This is a genomic window from Actinotalea soli (genome assembly GCF_017565425.1).
In the GTDB taxonomy this organism is placed as follows: Bacteria; Actinomycetota; Actinomycetes; order Actinomycetales; family Cellulomonadaceae; genus Actinotalea; species Actinotalea soli.
Genome location: NZ_JAGEMK010000010.1, coordinates 62,194 through 78,491 on the forward strand (window position 1 = coordinate 62,194; position 16,298 = coordinate 78,491).

The 16,298-nt window shown below is 74.2% G+C and carries 16 protein-coding genes; 4 read left to right on the forward strand and 12 right to left on the reverse strand.

Features of this window, described 5'->3' with window-relative positions:
• Positions 1-43: 43 nt before the first annotated feature.
• A complete protein-coding gene (locus J4G33_RS15150) occupies positions 44-652 on the reverse strand; it encodes a pentapeptide repeat-containing protein (RefSeq protein ID WP_208056825.1) in 609 nt (202 codons plus the stop codon).
• Between the two features lie 156 nt (positions 653-808).
• On the opposite strand from J4G33_RS15150, the gene J4G33_RS15155 reads away from it, so the two are divergent.
• A complete protein-coding gene (locus tag J4G33_RS15155) occupies positions 809-1,750 on the forward strand; it encodes a hypothetical protein (protein WP_208056826.1) in 942 nt (313 codons plus the stop codon).
• 12 nt (positions 1,751-1,762) lie between these two features.
• Here the strand turns inward: J4G33_RS15155 and J4G33_RS15160 are convergent, their stop codons facing one another.
• From J4G33_RS15160 to J4G33_RS15170, 3 genes are read right to left on the reverse strand one after another with little or no spacing between them, the layout of a single operon-like run.
• A complete protein-coding gene (locus tag J4G33_RS15160) occupies positions 1,763-2,743 on the reverse strand; it encodes a MaoC/PaaZ C-terminal domain-containing protein (protein ID WP_208056827.1) in 981 nt (326 codons plus the stop codon).
• Positions 2,740-4,086 (reverse strand): 3-oxoacyl-ACP reductase, encoded by a 1,347-nt coding sequence (locus J4G33_RS15165; RefSeq protein WP_208056828.1) that lies wholly within the window; start codon positions 4,084-4,086, stop codon positions 2,740-2,742. Before J4G33_RS15165 ends, J4G33_RS15160 begins: the two co-directional genes overlap by 4 nt.
• Entirely contained in the window at positions 4,083-5,447 is a 1,365-nt protein-coding gene (locus J4G33_RS15170; RefSeq protein WP_208056829.1) for an acetyl-CoA C-acetyltransferase, read from the reverse strand. The genes J4G33_RS15165 and J4G33_RS15170 overlap by 4 nt, the downstream gene beginning before the upstream one ends.
• Positions 5,448-5,575: 128 nt before the next feature.
• Between J4G33_RS15170 and J4G33_RS15175 the strand changes: the two genes are divergently transcribed.
• Together J4G33_RS15175 and J4G33_RS15180 are read left to right on the forward strand one after the other, a co-directional pair.
• The gene (locus J4G33_RS15175; RefSeq protein WP_307793946.1) at positions 5,576-6,433 is read left to right on the forward strand and encodes a TetR/AcrR family transcriptional regulator; all 858 of its coding nucleotides are present in this window, start codon (positions 5,576-5,578) and stop codon (positions 6,431-6,433) included.
• A complete protein-coding gene (locus tag J4G33_RS15180) occupies positions 6,430-8,496 on the forward strand; it encodes an acyl-CoA dehydrogenase family protein (RefSeq protein WP_208056830.1) in 2,067 nt (688 codons plus the stop codon). Before J4G33_RS15175 ends, J4G33_RS15180 begins: the two co-directional genes overlap by 4 nt.
• Before the next feature lie 55 nt (positions 8,497-8,551).
• On the opposite strand, the gene J4G33_RS15185 is transcribed toward J4G33_RS15180, so the two are convergent.
• From J4G33_RS15185 to J4G33_RS15195, 3 genes are all read right to left on the reverse strand, one after another.
• Positions 8,552-9,427, reverse strand: coding sequence for an alpha/beta fold hydrolase (locus J4G33_RS15185; RefSeq protein ID WP_208056831.1), 876 nt, complete (start codon positions 9,425-9,427; stop codon positions 8,552-8,554).
• Positions 9,424-10,488: an ATP-dependent DNA ligase gene (locus J4G33_RS15190; protein WP_208056832.1), complete on the reverse strand. Its 1,065-nt coding sequence runs from the start codon at positions 10,486-10,488 to the stop codon at positions 9,424-9,426. The genes J4G33_RS15185 and J4G33_RS15190 overlap by 4 nt, the downstream gene beginning before the upstream one ends.
• A 181-nt stretch (positions 10,489-10,669) precedes the next feature.
• Positions 10,670-11,431, reverse strand: a complete 762-nt coding sequence (locus J4G33_RS15195) for a DUF2599 domain-containing protein (protein ID WP_208056833.1) — start codon at positions 11,429-11,431, stop codon at positions 10,670-10,672.
• A gap of 141 nt (positions 11,432-11,572) precedes the next feature.
• Between J4G33_RS15195 and J4G33_RS15200 the strand changes: the two genes are divergently transcribed.
• Complete coding sequence (locus tag J4G33_RS15200) at positions 11,573-12,388, forward strand: hypothetical protein (protein ID WP_208056834.1); 816 nt, start codon at positions 11,573-11,575, stop codon at positions 12,386-12,388.
• On the opposite strand, the gene J4G33_RS15205 is transcribed toward J4G33_RS15200, so the two are convergent.
• The 5 genes from J4G33_RS15205 to J4G33_RS15225 all read right to left on the reverse strand — a co-directional run bounded on the left by J4G33_RS15205 (position 12,385) and on the right by J4G33_RS15225 (position 16,153).
• Positions 12,385-13,245 carry a hypothetical protein gene (locus J4G33_RS15205; protein WP_208056835.1) on the reverse strand — a complete coding sequence of 287 codons (861 nt, stop codon included), beginning with the start codon at positions 13,243-13,245 and terminating at the stop codon, positions 12,385-12,387. The two genes, J4G33_RS15200 and J4G33_RS15205, sit on opposite strands and share 4 nt — an antisense overlap.
• Before the next feature lies 1 nt (position 13,246).
• Positions 13,247-14,422, reverse strand: a complete 1,176-nt coding sequence (locus J4G33_RS15210; RefSeq protein ID WP_208056836.1) for a hypothetical protein — start codon at positions 14,420-14,422, stop codon at positions 13,247-13,249.
• 2 nt (positions 14,423-14,424) lie between these two features.
• The gene (locus J4G33_RS15215; RefSeq protein ID WP_208056837.1) at positions 14,425-14,709 is read right to left on the reverse strand and encodes a hypothetical protein; all 285 of its coding nucleotides are present in this window, start codon (positions 14,707-14,709) and stop codon (positions 14,425-14,427) included.
• The gene (locus J4G33_RS15220) at positions 14,706-15,011 is read right to left on the reverse strand and encodes an SAV_915 family protein (RefSeq protein ID WP_208056838.1); all 306 of its coding nucleotides are present in this window, start codon (positions 15,009-15,011) and stop codon (positions 14,706-14,708) included. The genes J4G33_RS15215 and J4G33_RS15220 overlap by 4 nt, the downstream gene beginning before the upstream one ends.
• Before the next feature lie 113 nt (positions 15,012-15,124).
• Positions 15,125-16,153, reverse strand: coding sequence for an Atu2307/SP_0267 family LLM class monooxygenase (locus J4G33_RS15225; protein WP_208056839.1), 1,029 nt, complete (start codon positions 16,151-16,153; stop codon positions 15,125-15,127).
• Positions 16,154-16,298 lie beyond the last annotated feature (145 nt).

Here is a 16,298-nt window from a genome sequence, read left to right on the forward strand (position 1 = left end):
CTGGGATACCCAGGGCGACCCCAGCGTCTGACACGAGCTTCGGTCAGGTGACGGCGATCCGCAGGTGGTCGGCCATCGCGGGGGCGAGCTCGAGCAGCTGCTGCTCGCTGATGGTCGCCCCCGCGAGCCCGTCGACGCCCTCGATCCCCGAGAGGTCCGCGCCGCGCAGGTCGACCTCGGTCAGGGTCGAGCGGTGCAGGGCCAGGCGGCCGATCCGGCTGCCGGTGATGGTCAGGCGCTTGACCGTCGCGTCGCCGAGGTCGAGATCCCCCAGGACGACGCCGTCGATCCGCAGGTCGGTGATCCTCGCGCCGCGCAGGTTGAGGTAGTCGGTCTTGCCGCCGCGCAGGGTGACCCGGGTCCAGGTGCTGCCGTAGGCCTGGACCGCGCCGAGCCGGCAGTCGAGGAGCTCGACCCCCTGCCAGGCCGCGTCCGGGGTGTGCAGCTCTCCGGCCGTCACCTGCTCGAGGACGGTGTCGACCAGCCGCGCGTGGCTCATCCGCACCCCGTCGAGACGGCAGCGGACCAGCGCGCAGTCGACCAGGGTCGCCCCGGTGGCGTCCTGCCCGGTGAGGTCGAGGTCCTCGAGAGAGGCGAGGTCGACGTCGGCCCCGGGCTCGAGGGGACCGGTGAAGGGTTCGCGGTGCGGCACGGCCCTACTCTGCCCGCCGGCACCGACGGGCCGCACCGACGAGCGGCACCGACGAGCGCGCACCGGTCTGCCGCAAGGCGCGCCGCCGTCGCCACACAGACCAGGCAGCGGGCGAGGCACGCTGCCGCGCCGGCGTCGACACCGAGGAGGGCGAGCATGCGCACGACACGAGGAACCGGACGAGCGGCGTGGCGCAACGCGGTCCTCGGCGTGCTGATGATCGGGCTCGCCGGGTGCATGACCCCCGCGGGCGACGGCGCCACGCCCGCCGAGCCCGGTGGGGCGGACGAACCGACCGAGGAGGCGGCAGTGACCGGTCTTCCCCTGCTCCAGGTCCGGCAGAGCGGAGGGTTCGTGCTGGCCGGGACGGACTTCCGCACGGTGCCGGAGGTGACCGTGTACGCGGACGGCCAGGTGATCAGCCACGGGCCCCAGCTCCTGGTCTACCCGCCCCCGGCCCTGCCGAACCTGCTGACGCACGAGCTCACGGCCGAGGACGTCGCCGCGGTCGTCGCCGCGGCCCGCGAGGCCGGTCTCCTCGAGGAGGCCCCGGACTACGGGCAGCCTCCGATCGCTGACGTCCCGGCCACCGTGGTCGAGCTGCACGTGGACGGCGAGACCGTCCGCCACGAGGTGCAGGCCCTCGGCGTCGAGGAGGGTCCTGACGGGACGGCTCCAGGGGCAGACCCTGACGCCGCAGGGGGCGCCTCGGGTGACCTCGGGCTGACCCAGGAGCAGGTGACCGCGCGCGCGCGGCTGTCGGAGTTCCTCACCACGGCCCGCGAGATCACGGGTGTCGGCGAGGCCGGCGAGGAGACCTCGTACGAGATCACCGCCTTCGCCGTGATGGCCAGGCCGGCGGTCCCCGCCCCTGCCGAGGACGGTCTCGAGCCGGGGGTGTTCCCCTGGCCCTTGACCGAGCTCGCGCTCGCGGAGCTCGAGGAGTGCACGTCGGTGACGGGAGACCAGGCCGTGACCCTCAGGGAGGCCCTGACCGACGCCGCCACCACCTCCCTCGTCGAGCAGGACGGCGCGCTGTACGAGCTATGGCCGCGCCCCCTGCTGCCCCACGAGGAGGGCTGCGAGGACCTGCTCTGACCGCGGGAGGGATCAGCTCGACGGGCTGACCCCGCCCGTCAGGTGCGTGCGTCCGCTCCGGGGGCTCCACGCCTCGAAGGAGAAGCCCTCCGCCTCGCCGTCGGCCCGGGCGACGCGCACCGCGACCGTGCTCGGGAGCACCACGGGCTTGGCGAACTGCACGTGCCACACGAAGGCCTCGCCGCGGGCCGGTCCGACGTCGGCCAGGGCGCGGGCCGCGGTGTACATGCCGTGGGCGATCGCGCGGGGGAAGCCGAAGGCCTTGGCCGCGAGGGCCGAGGTGTGGATCGGGTTCTGGTCCCCGGAGACCGCCGCGTACCGCCGCCCGACCTCGCCCCCGAGCCGCCACTGCCCCGTCGGCGCCCGCCCAGCCCCCTCCTCAGACCTCGTGTCAGAACCTCGGGTGCCCAGGGCACCCTGAGGTTCTGACACGAGGTTGTCGGGGGACGGGAGGGGGGTGGGGTCGGTCGAGGCCGAGTGGGGGGCCAGGTGATGGCCCTTGGCGAGGTAGGTCGAGGTGCCGGTCCACACCAGCTCCTCCTCGACCCACGCCTCGGCGACCAGGTCGACCGTGACCCCCGAGCGGTGCGCGTGCAGGTCCTGCGCCCGCACCCGCAGGTCCATCTCCTCGTCCAGCCGGACGGCGCGCCGCTGCTCGACCTGGTTGGCCACGTGGACCATGCCGAGCAGCGGCAGCGGGAAGCCGGGCCGCACCATCAGGGCGGTCGCGACCGGGAAGGCCAGCACGTGCACGAACCCCGCCGGGAGCGCGTCCTGGCCGGTCTCGCCGAGCAGGTGCTGGTAGGTGCTCAGGTGCTCGACCTCGGCCCGGACCCCGCGCACCAGGAGCTCGGTGGCCGGCAGGTCGTCCGGCCGTACCGTCCGGCGTCGGGCGGCCGCGGCCCGCGCGGACCCTGCCACCCCGCGCGCGTAGAGCCCCCCGAGGGCGGGGACCGCGTCGAGCTCGACGACCTCGACCTCAGGGGTCCTCACTGGCCGACCATGTTCTGCCCGCACACGCGCAGCACCTGGCCGTTGACCCCACCCGCCTGGGGCGAGACGAGGAAGGCGATGGCCTCGGCCACGTCGCGCGGCTGCCCGCCCTGCTGCAGCGAGTTGAGCCTCCGGGCCACCTCCCGGGTCGCGAAGGGGATCCGCGCCGTCATGTCGGTCTCGATGAACCCGGGGGCGACCGCGTTGATGGTGCCGCCCGCACCCTCGAGGGCCGAGGCCGAGGCCCGCACCATCCCGATCACGCCCGCCTTGGAGGCCGCGTAGTTGGTCTGCCCGCGGTTGCCCGCGATGCCGCTGGTCGAGGCCAGGCACACCACCCGCGGGGCCGTGCCGAGCTGGTCGCCGTCGAGCAGGGCCTGGGTGATGCGCAGCGGGGCCGTGACGTTGACCGCGAGCACCGGGTCCCAGGTCTCGGGCTTCATGTTGGCCAGCAGCTTGTCCCGCAGGATGCCCGCGTTGTGGATCACCAGGTCGAGCTGGCCGTGACGGGACCGCACGTGCTCGGTGATCCGCTCGGCGGCGTCCTCGCGGGTGACGTCGAGCTGCAGGGCCGAGCCGTGCACCTCGTTGGCCACGGCGGCCAGCGCGTCCCCGGCCGCCGGGACGTCCACGGCGACGACGGTCGCGCCGTCCCGCGCCAGCGTCCGGGCGATCTCGGCGCCGATGCCGCGGGCAGCCCCGGTCACCACCGCGACCTGCCCCTCGAGCGGCCGCTCCCAGTCAGCGGGCAGCTCGCCCGCCCCGGAGCCGATCGTGAGCAGCTGGCCGTCCACGAAGGCCGACCGGCCCGAGAGCAGGAAGCGCAGCGTCCCGGCCACCGAGGGGGCGTCGATCTCGACGCCGTCGCCCAGCACGATCCCGTTGCCGGTCGCCCCGCGCCGCAGCTCCTTGGCCAGGGACCGCAGCACGCCGTCGATCCCCTGGCGGGCGGCAGCCACGGCAGGGGCCGCGTCCCCGGGGGCCCGCGAGACGGTGACCACGCGGCCACCCGGGGCGAGCCCGCGCAGCACCCCGCCGGTGGTCAGCAGCGGTGCGCCGAGGTCGGCGGGGGCCTGCGCCCCGGTGAGCACGACGAGGATCGCGCCGAACCGGTCGTCCCGGTTCCCGTGCCGGTGCACGTCGAGGTCCCAGCCGAGCAGCTGCTCGGCGAGGGCGTCGGCCTCGGCCTGGGAGCCGGCGTCGTGGACGACCAGCACCGGGCCGGTCACCAGGGGGTCGCCCGGGCGGTGGCGGCGCAGCACCGCGGGGCGCGGCAGGCCCAGGCGCTGGGCGAGGGTCTTGGTGAACCCCGTGTTGACGAGGTTCAGGTACGTGTCGGTCATGCTGCCTCCAGGATCGCGACGACGGCCTGCCCGCCCGCGGCGCACACCGAGATCAGGCCACGGCTGCCCGGGCCCTTCGCGGTGAGCTGCTTGGCGAGGGTGGCGACGATGCGCCCGCCGGTCGCGGCGAACGGGTGCCCGGCCGCGAGGGACGAGCCGTGGACGTTGAGCTTGCTGCGGTCGATCGAGCCGAGGGCGCCGTCCAGGCCCAGGCGCTCGCGGCAGTACTCCTCGGACTCCCAGATCGCGAGGTTGCACAGCACCGTGGCGGCGAAGGCCTCGTGGATCTCGTAGTAGTCGAAGTCCTGCAGGCTCAGGCCGTTGCGGGCCAGCAGCCTCGGGACGGCGTGGGCCCCGGCCATCAGCAGCCCGTCCCGGCCGTGCGCGAAGTCCACGGCCCCGGCCTCGACGTCGACCACGGTGGCGAGCACCGGCAGGCCGCGCTCGGCGGCCCACGCGTCGCTCGCGAGGAGCACGGTCGAGGCGCCGTCGGACAGCGGGGTCGAGTTGCCCGCGGTCATGGTGGCGGGGGTCTCGAGGTGCTTGCCGAAGACGGGCTTGAGCTTGGCGAGCTTCTCGACCGAGGTGTCGGCCCGCAGGTTCGCGTCGCGGGTCAGGCCCCGGTAGGGGGTGAGCAGGTCGTCGAAGAACCCGTCGTCGTAGGCGGCGGCGAGGCGGTGGTGGCTCGCGGCGGCGAGCTCGTCCTGGGCCTCACGGGTGATGCCCATCGCGGCGGTGGTCAGGGCCTGGTGCTCGCCCATGGACAGGCCGGTGCGGGGCTCGCCGGTGGTCGGGGCCGAGGGGGCGAGGTGCCCGGGCCGGATGCGCGAGACGGCCTTGAGCTTCTGCTGGGGGGTCTTGGCGCGGGACAGGTCGAGCAGGATGGTGCGCAGCGCGTCGCTCACGACGATGGGCGCGTCCGAGGTCGAGTCGACGCCCCCCGCGATGCCGGACTCGATCTGCCCGAGCCGGATCTTGTTGGTCAGCCCGACGACGGTCTCCATGCCGGTCGCGCAGGCCTGCTGCACGTCGTAGGCAGGGGTCTCGGGGGACAGGGCCGAGCCGAGCACCGACTCCCGGGCGAGGTTGAAGTCCTTGGAGTGCTTGAGCACGGCCCCGGCGGCCACCTCGCCGACCCGCTCGCCGGCCAGGCCGAACCGTGCCACGAGCCCGTCGAGGGCCGCCGTCAGCATGTCCTGGTTGCTGGCCCGCACGTAGGGGCCACCCGAGCGGGCGAAGGGGATCCGGTTCCCGCCGACCACGACGGCACGGCGCGGGCTGCTGCCGTCCCCGCCCGCGCCGGTGCTGCCGGGGGTGGGGCCTGAGGAGGTCTGGCTTCCGGGGGTGCGGGCTGCCGCCATGGGCATGTCCTCTCGCGTCGTCGTTGAGCGTTCGGTCGGTCACCTGACCCCGGGGACCTGGGTCCCAGGGGATCTGGGAGGCCGGGTGCTAGTGCCTGACACCCACAGTACCTGATACCGTCAGTCTCGTGAGTCGGATCACATCGGCAAGGTCGCCCGGGACCGGACGCAGCGCGAGCGCGCCGGCCCTGCTCGGCGGCCTGCCCGCATCCGACGACGGCGTGCCCGCCGGTCCTGGTCCTGCCGCCGACGGCACCCCCGAGGTCGACCTCCGCACGCCGGACGGCCGCTCGGCGCGCTGGGACGAGCACCGCACCCAGCGCCGTGCCGCGCTGGTGCACGCCGCGCGCAAGGCCGTCCACCGCCACGGTCCGGACGTCTCGATGGAGGAGATCGCCGCGACGGCCGGCACCTCGAAGTCGATCGTCTACCGGTACTTCCAGGACAAGCCCGGGCTGCAGGTCGCCGTCGGCGCCGCGGTCGTGGCGCAGATGCACACGGCCCTCGACGAGGCCTCGCGGGCCGCGGAGACCCCGCGCGAGGGGCTGCGCGCCATGATCGACGTGTATCTCGCGATGGTCGAGCACTCCCCGCACGTCTACTACTTCGTCACCCGCCCCCTCTCGGAGGACGCCGAGGCGCCCTTGGGGCACTTCCTCGACGCGGTCGCGAACCTCATCGCCAGGCCCTTCACCGCGGTGCTCACCGCGGGCAGCCGCGAGCGTGTGCAGGCGGACCTGTGGGCCTCGGGAGCCGTGGGCTTCATCCGCGGCACCGGGGAGTGGTGGCTGAGCCACCGCGAGGACGACGGCGCCCCGACCCGCCTCGAGCTGACCGACCGCGTGACGACGTGGCTGCTGGCCGGGCCCGTGGGCTTCCTGACCCGTACCCGCCAGGAGGCCTCGAGCCACGCCGAGCCTCCGAGCACGACCGAGACCCCTTGTACGACTCCCACCGCCCACCTCAACGACGAGGAGCAGTCATGACCACCCTGAGCGACCACCGCGAGCAGCGCCCCACCACGGCGCCGTCCTCGGCCGAGCCGCGCATCGACGTCGCCGTCCTCGAGCAGGCCCTGCTGGGGCGCTGGGCCGACATCCGCCGGGAGGCCCGCACCTTCCTGGCCGACCCGCGCCTGCATCGCGTCGAGGGCCAGACCATGGCCGAGCACCGCGAGACCGTCCTGGAGCAGCTGCGCATCCTGGCCACCGAGGGGGACGTGCTGCGCGCCTTCCCGAAGGCCCTGGGCGGCGCGGACGACCACGGCGGCAGCCTCGCGCGGTTCGAGGAGGTCATCACCGCCGACCCGTCCTTGCAGATCAAGGCCGGGGTCCAGTGGGGCCTGTTCGCCTCGGCCATCCTGCACCTGGGCACCGCCGAGCACCACGAGAAGTTCCTCCCCGGTGCGATGTCGGTCGAGGTCCCCGGGGCCTTCGCCATGACCGAGACGGGCCACGGCTCGGACGTCGCGAGCATCGGGACGACCGCGACCTACGACGTCCTGGCCGAGGAGTTCGTCATCCACACCCCGTTCCGGGCGGCGTGGAAGGACTACCTGGGCAACGCGGCCCTGCACGGCACCGCGGCGGTGGTCTTCGCCCAGGTCATCACCCGCGGGGTCAACCACGGGGTGCACGCCCTGTACGTCCCGCTGCGTGACCCCGAGACCGGCGAGTTCCTGCCCGGGATCGGTGGGGAGGACGACGGCCTCAAGGGCGGCCTCAACGGCATCGACAACGGCCGGCTGCACTTCGACCAGGTGCGCGTGCCGCGGACCAACCTGCTCGACCGGTACGGCTCGGTCGCCCCCGACGGCACCTACACCTCGCCGATCGCGAGCCCCGGGCGCCGGTTCTTCACCATGCTCGGCACCCTCGTGCAGGGACGGGTCTCCCTCAACGGTGCGGCGGTCAACGCGAGCAAGCTGGCGCTGGTCGTCGCCGTGACCTACGCCAACGAGCGTCGGCAGTTCGCGGGCGGTGCCGTCAACGACGAGGTGCTGCTGCTCGACTACGCCGAGCACCAGCGTCGGCTGCTGCCGCGCCTGGCCCAGACCTACGCCGCGGCCTTCGCCCACGAGCAGCTGCTCAAGTCCTTCGACGCCGTGTTCTCCGGAGCGTCCGACACCGACGAGGACCGTCAGGACCTCGAGACCATCGCGGCGGCCCTCAAGTCGACCTCGACCTGGCACGCGCTGGACACGCTGCAGACGGCCCGGGAGGCCTGCGGCGGGGCAGGCTTCCTCACCGAGAACCGGCTGGTCTCCCTGCGCGCCGACATGGACGTGTACGTGACCTTCGAGGGGGACAACACCGTCCTGCTCCAGCTCGTGGCCAAGCGGCTCCTCGGGGACTACGCCAAGGAGTTCAAGGACGTCGACGCCGGTGGGGTCGCCCGGTACGTGGCGGAACGGGCCGCGAGCGCGGCCCTGCACAGAACCCCGTTGCTGCGCGTGGTCCAGACGTTGGCCGACGGCGGCAACGTCCGCCGGTCAGCGGGTCAGCTGCGGGAGACCGAGACCCAGCGCGAGCTCCTCACCGACCGCGTCGAGACGATGGTCGCCGAGGTCGCCCAGCTGCTGCGTCCCGCGACGAAGGCCCCGCGCGAGAAGGCCGCGGAGATCTTCAACACCCACCAGCACGCGCTGATCGAGTGCGCCCGCGCCCACGCCGACCTGCTGCTGTGGGAGGCCTTCACCGCGGGTCTGGACAAGATCACCGACCCCGGCACCCGTCAGGTGCTCACCTGGCTCCGTGACCTGCACGGCCTCTCGGTCGTCGAGCGGAACCTCGCCTGGTACCTCATCAACGGGCGCCTCTCGGCGGGCCGGGCGCGGACGGTCACCTCCTACATCGACCGGCTGCTGACCCGCCTGCGCCCGCACGCCCAGGACCTGGTCGACGCCTTCGGCTACACCCCTGCCCACGTCCGCGCGGAGGTGGCCACCGGGGCCGAGGCCGCGCGCCAGGAGGAGGCCCGCACCTACTACCGCCGGCAGCGTGCGAGCGGCGACGCCCCCATCCCCGAGAAGTCCGCCACCCGCTCCTAGCAACCTCGTGTCAGAACGTGGGGTACCCCCAGGGTCCCCACGTTCTGACACGAGATCAGGTGAGGTGGGAGAGGACGGCGTCCGCGACCACCAGGGGGTGGGACTCGGGGAGCCAGTGGTCGGCGTCGAGGCCGATCGAGCGGTACGGCCCGCGCACGTAGCGGTGCGTCGCCGCGGCGCCCCAGGCGGAGAAGAAGGGGTCGGCCCGGCCGTGCACCAGGACCGTCGGCACGTGCACGATCCCAGCGCCGAACCCCTGCCCGAGGGGGAGGGCCCGGTACCAGGCCAGGGCCGCGGTCAGGGCGCCGGGCTCCCGCAGGCGCTCGACGTAGTGCGCGGTCCGGTCCTCGTCGAGCCCTGACGAGCGCAGCGCCCGCCGCAGCCCTGCGCCGTCCCCGGCGAGCAGCCGGGCCTCGGGCACCCGCGGCACCTGGAAGGCCAGGATGTACGTCGAACGCCGGGCCTGGTCGGTGTACCGCAGGGCCTCCGCGAGGGCCGCCGGGTGCGGGGTCGAGAGCGCGGTGAGGGAGGCGACGCGGGCGGACCGGCGGCTCGCGACCGCCCAGGCCACGGCCCCGCCCCAGTCGTGCCCGACGACGTGCGCCTCCTCGACCCCCGCCGCGTCCAGCAGGGCGACGACGTCCTCGACCAGCTCGCGCAGCACGTAGGGGCGGCGACCCGACGGTCGCGCACCGGGGGAGTAGCCACGCTGGTCCGGCACGAGCACCCGCAGCCCGCCGCGCACCAGGTGCGGCACGACGTCGTCGTACGCGGTCGCGTCCTGGGGGAAGCCGTGCAGCAGCACCGCGGTGCCGACCTGCTCGCGCGTGGGGCGGTGGTCGTGGACGTCGAAGGCCAGGCCCTCGCGCTCGAAGGTCGTCAGGCGAGGTCCGTCAGCCGCCGAGGTCGGCCCGGTGCCCGGGGCGCTCATCCCGCGAGCACCTCGCCCAGGTCGAACCGCACGGGCACCTCGAGCTGGGCGTAGGTGCAGGTCTCGGGCTCGCGGTCCGGCCGCCACCGGGAGAACTGGGTGGTGTGCCGGAAGCGCCGGCCCTCCATGTGGTCGTAGCGCACCTCGACCACCCGCTCGGGTCGCAGCGGCACGAAGGACAGGTCCTTGCCCGCGTTCCACCGGCTGCTCTCGGCCTCGCGCGGGGTGCGGGTGCCCGAGGCCTGCGCCTGCGCGGTCCACGGGTGGTCCGCGGCGTCGGTCACCCACTCCTGCAGCTCGGCGAACAGCTCACGCCGCCGGGCCATGGGGAAGGAGCTGGTCACCCCGACCGAGGCGAGCACCCCCTCGTCGTCGTACAGGCCGAGCAGCAGGGAGCCGACGGCGGCCTCGTCGTTCTTGTGCACCCGGTACCCGGCGACCACGCAGTCGGCCGTGCGCTGGTGCTTGATCTTGGTCATCGCGCGCTTGCCCTGCTGGTACGTCAGGTCCGTGCGCTTGGCGATCACCCCGTCGAGCCCGGCCCCCTCGAAGGTCTCGAACCACTCCTGGGCCTCGGCGAGGTCGGTGGTGGTCCGGGTCAGGTAGACCCCGGGACCGCCGCCCGGCACGGCCTCCTCGAGCAGGGCGCGGCGCTCGCTCAGCGGCCGCCCGGTGAGGTCCTCGCCGTCCAGGGCGAGCAGGTCGAAGACGACGAAGGCCGCCGGGGTGCTCCGCGCGAGCTGCTGGACCCGCGAGTCGGCCGGGTGGATGCGCTGCAGCAGGGCCTCGAAGTCCAGGCCGGTGGCGTCGGCGTTGGTGACGACGAGCTCGCCGTCGACCACGCACCGCTCAGGCAGCTCGCGCAGGGCCGAGGCCACCACCTCGGGGAAGTAGCGGGTGATCGGCTTGGTGGTGCGGCTGCCGATCTCGACCTCGTCCCCGTCACGGAACACGATCGCGCGGAACCCGTCCCACTTGGGCTCGTAGTGCTGGCCCGCGGGGATCTCGGGCACGGCCTTGGCGAGCATCGGGTCGACGGGCGGCATCACCGGGAGGTCCATCGGGCCAGTCTCGCGCGCCCGCCCCCCACCCACCAGACCAACCCCCACCGCGCCCCTCCCACGCACCACCCCATCGTCGAGATGTCACTTCTTGCCGCATCGCCGCGAGACCGTTCCGCCAAGAAGTGACATCTCGACGGGCGCGGTGGGGAGGGGATGGGGAGGTGGGGTGGGGTGGGGGTCAGGTGGGGTTGCAGCGGGCGGCGAGGGTCTCCAGGAGTCCGACGTCAGGGCGCCACGGCTCGAGGTTCCAGCTCGCCTTGTCCGGGGCGCCCAGGGCGTGGCACGTCAGCTGGTCGCGCATCTGGTTGCCGGAAGCCTCCTCGCCCAGGGCGGCGACCTCAGTCCACACCGCCTCGACCCCCGCCGACCCTGCCTGCCGGGCCCATGCCGTCGGCACGACGGCGAGGCTGCGGCCCCCCTCGTCCGCGCGCTCGGCCCAGTCGAGGGAGTCGACGGCGCGGCCCGCGATCCACAGGGTCACGGTGGCGTCGGCGGGCGGGGCGGAGGGCACCAGCGTCAGCAGCCCGGGCTCACCGACCTGCAGGGCGCTCGCGGGTTCGCCGTCCGTCCTGGTCGCGGCGGGGGAGGCCGCGCCGCCCACCACACCGGTCGCGTCGCGCAGCACCGCAGAACCATCCCCGAGCACCTCGACCTCGACCCCCTCCTCGGCCGCGAGGACGGGGATCGGCGCTGCGCCGGAGCCCGGGCCCAGGGCGACCTCGAGATGGACGGCGCCGTCCTCGGCCGCTCCCACCTGGGTGCCCGCGGAGGGCCAGAACGTCACCTGGCCGAGGGCCACCGGCTCGCCGGAGCGCGGGTCCGTGGACGGGCTCGTGGGTGGGGCCGCGGAGGTCGTGGGGCTCGCCCCCGGGACGTCAGAGGCCTCGTCCGCGAAGGGTGTGCACCCGGCGACGACGAGCGCCGCCCCCACGGCAACCACGGCTGCGACGCGACGACCAGGTCCTGGCAACGGGCCTCCCTCCACAGGACGACGCTACGCGAGGGCTGGCCGGCCTCGGTTCCGCGTAAGGTTCGCGCCGATCAGTCGATCGATGACCCGCACGCACCACGGGGAGGGCCCATGCGCCTGGTCGGCCGCACCCGGCACGTCACCGACGACGACCTCGGGATCGGGGGCTCGCTCCGGCTCGTGACCGTCGACGGCCTGGACCCCCAGGAGGTGCGGCACACGAAGGACGTGCGTCGCGCCCTCGATCTCGCACGGCCCGCGTACACGGCTCTGGAGGCCGCCGGGCTGCGCGGCGAGGTCGACCTGGTCCTGGGGCCCCGGGGTGACGAGACGGACGGAGAGGTGCATCTCGATGCGGGCGGAACGCTGCGACTCTCGGTGTGGGGGGACGGGGACCTCGACATCGGTGTGGTCCGGGACGACGTCGTGCACGGCCGCGGGATGCTCGACGCGGCGGAGCTGGTGCACCCGGCCGCTGCGGAGCGTGCGCGGCACGAGCTGCTCGTCGCGATGTCCTCGGCGCTCGTGGAGGAGGGCGCCGCGAGGGTGGACGTCCCCGCTCCGCTGACCCTCACGGACGGGAACCTGCAGCGGCTCGAGGCCACCGACCGGTCGCGGGCGCGCTGGTGCGTGCTGGTCTTCGTCACGAGGGAGCACGAGGTCCCGGAGGATGCGGACGAGGCTGCCCGGCGGAAGCTCTGGATCGAGCACACGGTGGGCGTCAAGCTTCACCTCGACGGCACGGTCGCCAGCGACACCCTCGACGACGACCCCGACGGGGAGCGCTCGCGCGCCAGCCTCGCCACGGCGGAGGAGTGGGCGGGGCAGCCGGTGGACCTCCTGCCCTTCGCGCGCTGGCTCGCGGACCAGACCCAGAAGCGGCTCGGCCTGCGGGCTCCTGGTCTCTGGCCCGCGACGGACGCCTAGACCTGCCCGCGCCGCACGCGGTCCAGCCCGGCAGGCCCCGCGAGCTCGGTGCGTGCCTCGGGGTGGGCGAGGTACCACCGGAGCGCCTCGACCAGGACCACGGGGTCGAGGACGACCTCGGAGGCCGGGACGGCGAGGTGGGGCGCGAGACGGTCGGCGACCGGGCGGAGCAGCGTGGTCCGCCCGGCGGTGCCATGGGCACCGGCGCGCTGGGCGACCGCGACGAGCACGTGCGGGTCACGGCCCCCCGACGGCACCACCGAGAGGACGTCGCGCCACGCCACCTCGACCTGCGTCCGAGGGGTCCGGTGCACGAGCCCCCCGGGGGTGAGGACCAGCACGGGAGGTCGCCCGCGGGAGGCCGCCCAGCGTCGGAGCGCCGGAACGGCGGCGGCCAGCAGCCCCGCGCCGATGAGCGCCGCCACCCCTCCGGGTGCGTCGCCCTGCGCGAGGAGGGCGAGCCCGCCGACGGACAGGACCAGGCCCACGAGCGCCTGGTAGGCCGAGAGCAGACCGCGCAGCATGGCCGTGTCACGACGGTAGGGGACGGCCACGCCAGCCGGTGCCTCGTCCGACCCCGCCGCCCGGACCTCGTCGGTCGAGGGCCGTCGGCGCTGCACCCGCGTCCGCAGGACGAGCAGCGACAGGAGGGCCAGCACGGGGAGGGCGCCGGCGCCGAGGGCACCCCGTGCGCCGCGGAGCTCACCGGTGACGAGCAGCACGACACCGACGACGACGGCCGTGGCGAACCCGGCCGTGACGAGGACCGAGACGGCTCGACCAGGTCGAGCCCACCGCTCGGGCCACGGGAACCGGGCGAGGTCGATCGAGGCACCTGCAGCGGGGGAGTCCCTCATGTCAGAAGATCGCGTTCCAGACACCGGAGACGCCTTCGGTGAAGCTGTCCAGCCCGTCCGACAGCGCATCGGTGGTGGCGTTCACGGTGTCCTCGATGCCTTGGTCGATCTTCGCCTTGACGTCGTCGGGTACCCAGGCGTTCCACGCCGCCTCGGCGAGCATGCCGGCCCCGACGCCCGCGACGATGCCGACGGCGGCCACGGCCCCGACCGGTCCGCCGACGACGGCCACGACCCCCGCTGTTGCGAGCGCCCCTGCGGCGGCTCCGACGATCGCGCCGCTGGGGGACGCTCCCTGGCTCACGTCGTACCCGACGCCAGCGACGGTCACGACGGTCCCGACCACCGGGATCTTGCCTCCGAAGAGCCGCGCCAGACGGCCGCTCGAGAGCTCGTCGGCGTTGCGGAGGACGGTGTCCGCCTCACGCGTGCTCTGGAGGCGCAGGCGCTCCTGGAACTGCGCCTCGGTGCTGCCGCCCGGGCTGCGGAGGTAGGCGTCCTCGGCCCGCGCCGCTGCTGCGCGGAGGTCCTCGGCATACGAACGCATGTCGCCGATGTGGCGCTTGAGAGCGAGCTCGGTCGCGAGCACCGCGGTGTCGACGTAGGACTGCCAAGCCGTGAACACCTTGCGGAGAAACACCCCGAAGGCATCGATCGCCGTCTGGAAGGCGCGGAGGACGTCGGCCGCTTCGTCGACCGCCGCGTTGTAGGCGAGCGCGAGGCTGAGGTGCTCGTCGTGCGCGTCGACCGCCCTGTTGTAGGCGAGGACCTGGCCCTGGGGCGCCGATCCGTCGCTCGGGGGGCGTGCGGGCACCCAGGGGGCTGGCCCGGGTTCGAGCACCTGGCTCGGCGTGACCCGGAGACCGGCCGCGGCGGCGGTGGTCCTGACGGTGGCCATGCCGCTCTGAGCAGCGTCGAGGGCGTCCGCGAAGGCGTCGAGCTCCGTGGCGGACTCCCGAGCCGCGGCCTCGACGTCGTCGGCGCGGGTGACGAGCCGGAGCATCGAGGCACGGAAGGCGTCGGAGGCGTCCCCCTCCCAGTCCGAGCCGGCGTCACGCCGGACGCTCGTGACGCTGTCGGCGTAGGAGCCCGTCGCGGTGGCGAGCGTCGAGCGGGTCCACGTCGCCACCGCGCGCACCTGCGTCGGGGACCCCTGGATCTCGGTGTGGATCGGCATGGTCAGTCCCGGAGGGCGGGCAGCGCGGCGACTGCTCCTTGGTCGGCTGCGTCGTAGGACGTCGCGGATGCGTCGAGTCGGGCCGCTGCCTCCTGGGCGTCGAGCGACAGGACGCTGACGGCGTCGACGAGCGTCGCAAGGAGCGAGCTGATCGACTCTGTGGCCGCGCCGGCGTCAGGGGCCGACGGGACGTCGCTCGCGAGCGCCTCGATGCCGTCGGAAGCGGCGCGCATGCGCGCCGCGAAGGTCGAGAGGTCGACCCCGGTGCGGAAGCCCCCGGTGCTCATGCGCCGAGCTCCCCGCGGTGCCGGTGCTCCTCAGGGATGTCGAGGTCGAGATAGACGACGTCGTAGGGCTGCGTCGAGTTGATCGCCGACAGCTGCTCCGTCGGCACGAGCAGCCAGGGTTGCGCGGGGCCGCAGCACGTCACGAGCCGGTCGAGCGCGGTGTAGGCGAGCAGCGCCGTGCGGCCGTCCCTGGTCGTCCGCAGCACGACCTGGGCCTCGCCCGACGCCGTCGTCGTGCCGTCGCTCGGGAGGTACAGCACAGGCGGCACTGTCGGGCGCGCGGGCGCTGGGGCGTGGGGCATCGCGGTCTCCTCCTCGGCGGCGCGAACAGGCTAGCTGCAGGGCAGCGGACCAGCCAGCAGGTCCCGAGGTGAGCTGCCGCGACCTGGGCCACGTGGCCCCAGGTCGCGCTGGCTCAGTCGGCGAGGGCGTCACGGACCAGGGGAGCGACCCGCGTGCCGTAGAGCTCGATCGCTCGCATCGTGTGCTCGTGCGGCAACGCCCCTTGGGACAGCTTGAGGCTGAACCGGTCCAGGCCCAGTCCCTGGGCGCTGCGCACGATCTTCCCGGCGACCGTCTCGGGGGAGCCCACCATGAGGGCGCCGTCCGGCCCCGCGGCCTGCTCGAAGGACTCGCGCGTGGGCGGCGGCCACCCGCGCTCGCGGCCGATGCGGCCCACGTACTTCCGGTAGTGCGGCCAGACCTGCTCCTTGGCCTCGTCGTCGGTGTCGGCGATGTGCCCCGGGGAGTGCTGCCCCACGCGTCCCGGCCCGGTGCCGAGCTCGGAGAGGGCCCGGTGGTACAGGTCGACGTACGGGCGGAACTGCATCGGGTCGCCACCGATGATCGCGAGCATCATCGGCAGGCCGTGGCGCGCGGTGCGGATGACGGACTCGGGGCTGCCGCCGACGCCGACCCAGGTCGGCAGGTCACCTTCGAGCCGCGGGTAGACGACCTGGCCCTGCAGCGAGGGGCGCAGGCGCCCGGTCCAGCTGATCGTCCCGCCGTCGAGGAGTCGACGGAACAGCTCGAGCTTCTCCTCGAAGAGCTCCTCGTACTGCTCGAGCGGGTAGCCGAACAGCGGGAAGGACTCGGTGAAGGAGCCGCGCCCGACGACGACCTCGGCCCGGCCCCCGCTCAGGGCCGAGAGGGTGGAGAACCGCTGGAACACGCGCACCGGGTCGTCCGAGGAGAGCACCGTCACGGCCGAGGCCAGGCGGATCCGCTCGGTGCGGGCGGCGATCGCGGCGAGCACCACCTCGGGGGCCGAGACGGCGTAGTCGTCGCGGTGGTGCTCACCCAGCCCGATCAGGTCGATGCCCACCTGGTCGGCGAGGACCCCCTGCTCGACGAGCTCGCGCAGCACCTCGCCCTCGTGCTTGAGGGTGCCGTCGGGACGCTCGGTCACGTCGCCGAAGTGGTCGATGCCCAGCTCGATGCTCACTCTGCCTCCTGGTGGTGGTCGCTGCTCACGCCAACCGCGGGGGGTGGGTCTCTGTTCCGTGGGGAGGTCGCCCGCCGTCGACCCGCCCGCGCGTGGGCCCTGTGCCGAGACGACGCCCGAGGCGCGGCCACGCCCAGGTAGCCTG

Excerpts from the sequence above, each read along its gene's own strand:
- J4G33_RS15155 (WP_208056826.1), top strand. The coding sequence starts at position 809 with ATGCGCACGACACGAGGAACCGGACGAGCGGCGTGGCGCAACGCGGTC.
- J4G33_RS15165 (WP_208056828.1), bottom strand. The coding sequence starts at position 4,086 with ATGACCGACACGTACCTGAACCTCGTCAACACGGGGTTCACCAAGACC.
- J4G33_RS15170 (WP_208056829.1), bottom strand. The coding sequence starts at position 5,447 with ATGGCGGCAGCCCGCACCCCCGGAAGCCAGACCTCCTCAGGCCCCACC.
- J4G33_RS15180 (WP_208056830.1), top strand. The coding sequence starts at position 6,430 with ATGACCACCCTGAGCGACCACCGCGAGCAGCGCCCCACCACGGCGCCG.
- J4G33_RS15185 (WP_208056831.1), bottom strand. The coding sequence starts at position 9,427 with ATGAGCGCCCCGGGCACCGGGCCGACCTCGGCGGCTGACGGACCTCGC.
- J4G33_RS15190 (WP_208056832.1), bottom strand. The coding sequence starts at position 10,488 with ATGGACCTCCCGGTGATGCCGCCCGTCGACCCGATGCTCGCCAAGGCC.
- J4G33_RS15200 (WP_208056834.1), top strand. The coding sequence starts at position 11,573 with ATGCGCCTGGTCGGCCGCACCCGGCACGTCACCGACGACGACCTCGGG.
- J4G33_RS15205 (WP_208056835.1), bottom strand. The coding sequence starts at position 13,245 with ATGAGGGACTCCCCCGCTGCAGGTGCCTCGATCGACCTCGCCCGGTTC.
- J4G33_RS15210 (WP_208056836.1), bottom strand. The coding sequence starts at position 14,422 with ATGCCGATCCACACCGAGATCCAGGGGTCCCCGACGCAGGTGCGCGCG.
- J4G33_RS15215 (WP_208056837.1), bottom strand. The coding sequence starts at position 14,709 with ATGAGCACCGGGGGCTTCCGCACCGGGGTCGACCTCTCGACCTTCGCG.
- J4G33_RS15220 (WP_208056838.1), bottom strand. The coding sequence starts at position 15,011 with ATGCCCCACGCCCCAGCGCCCGCGCGCCCGACAGTGCCGCCTGTGCTG.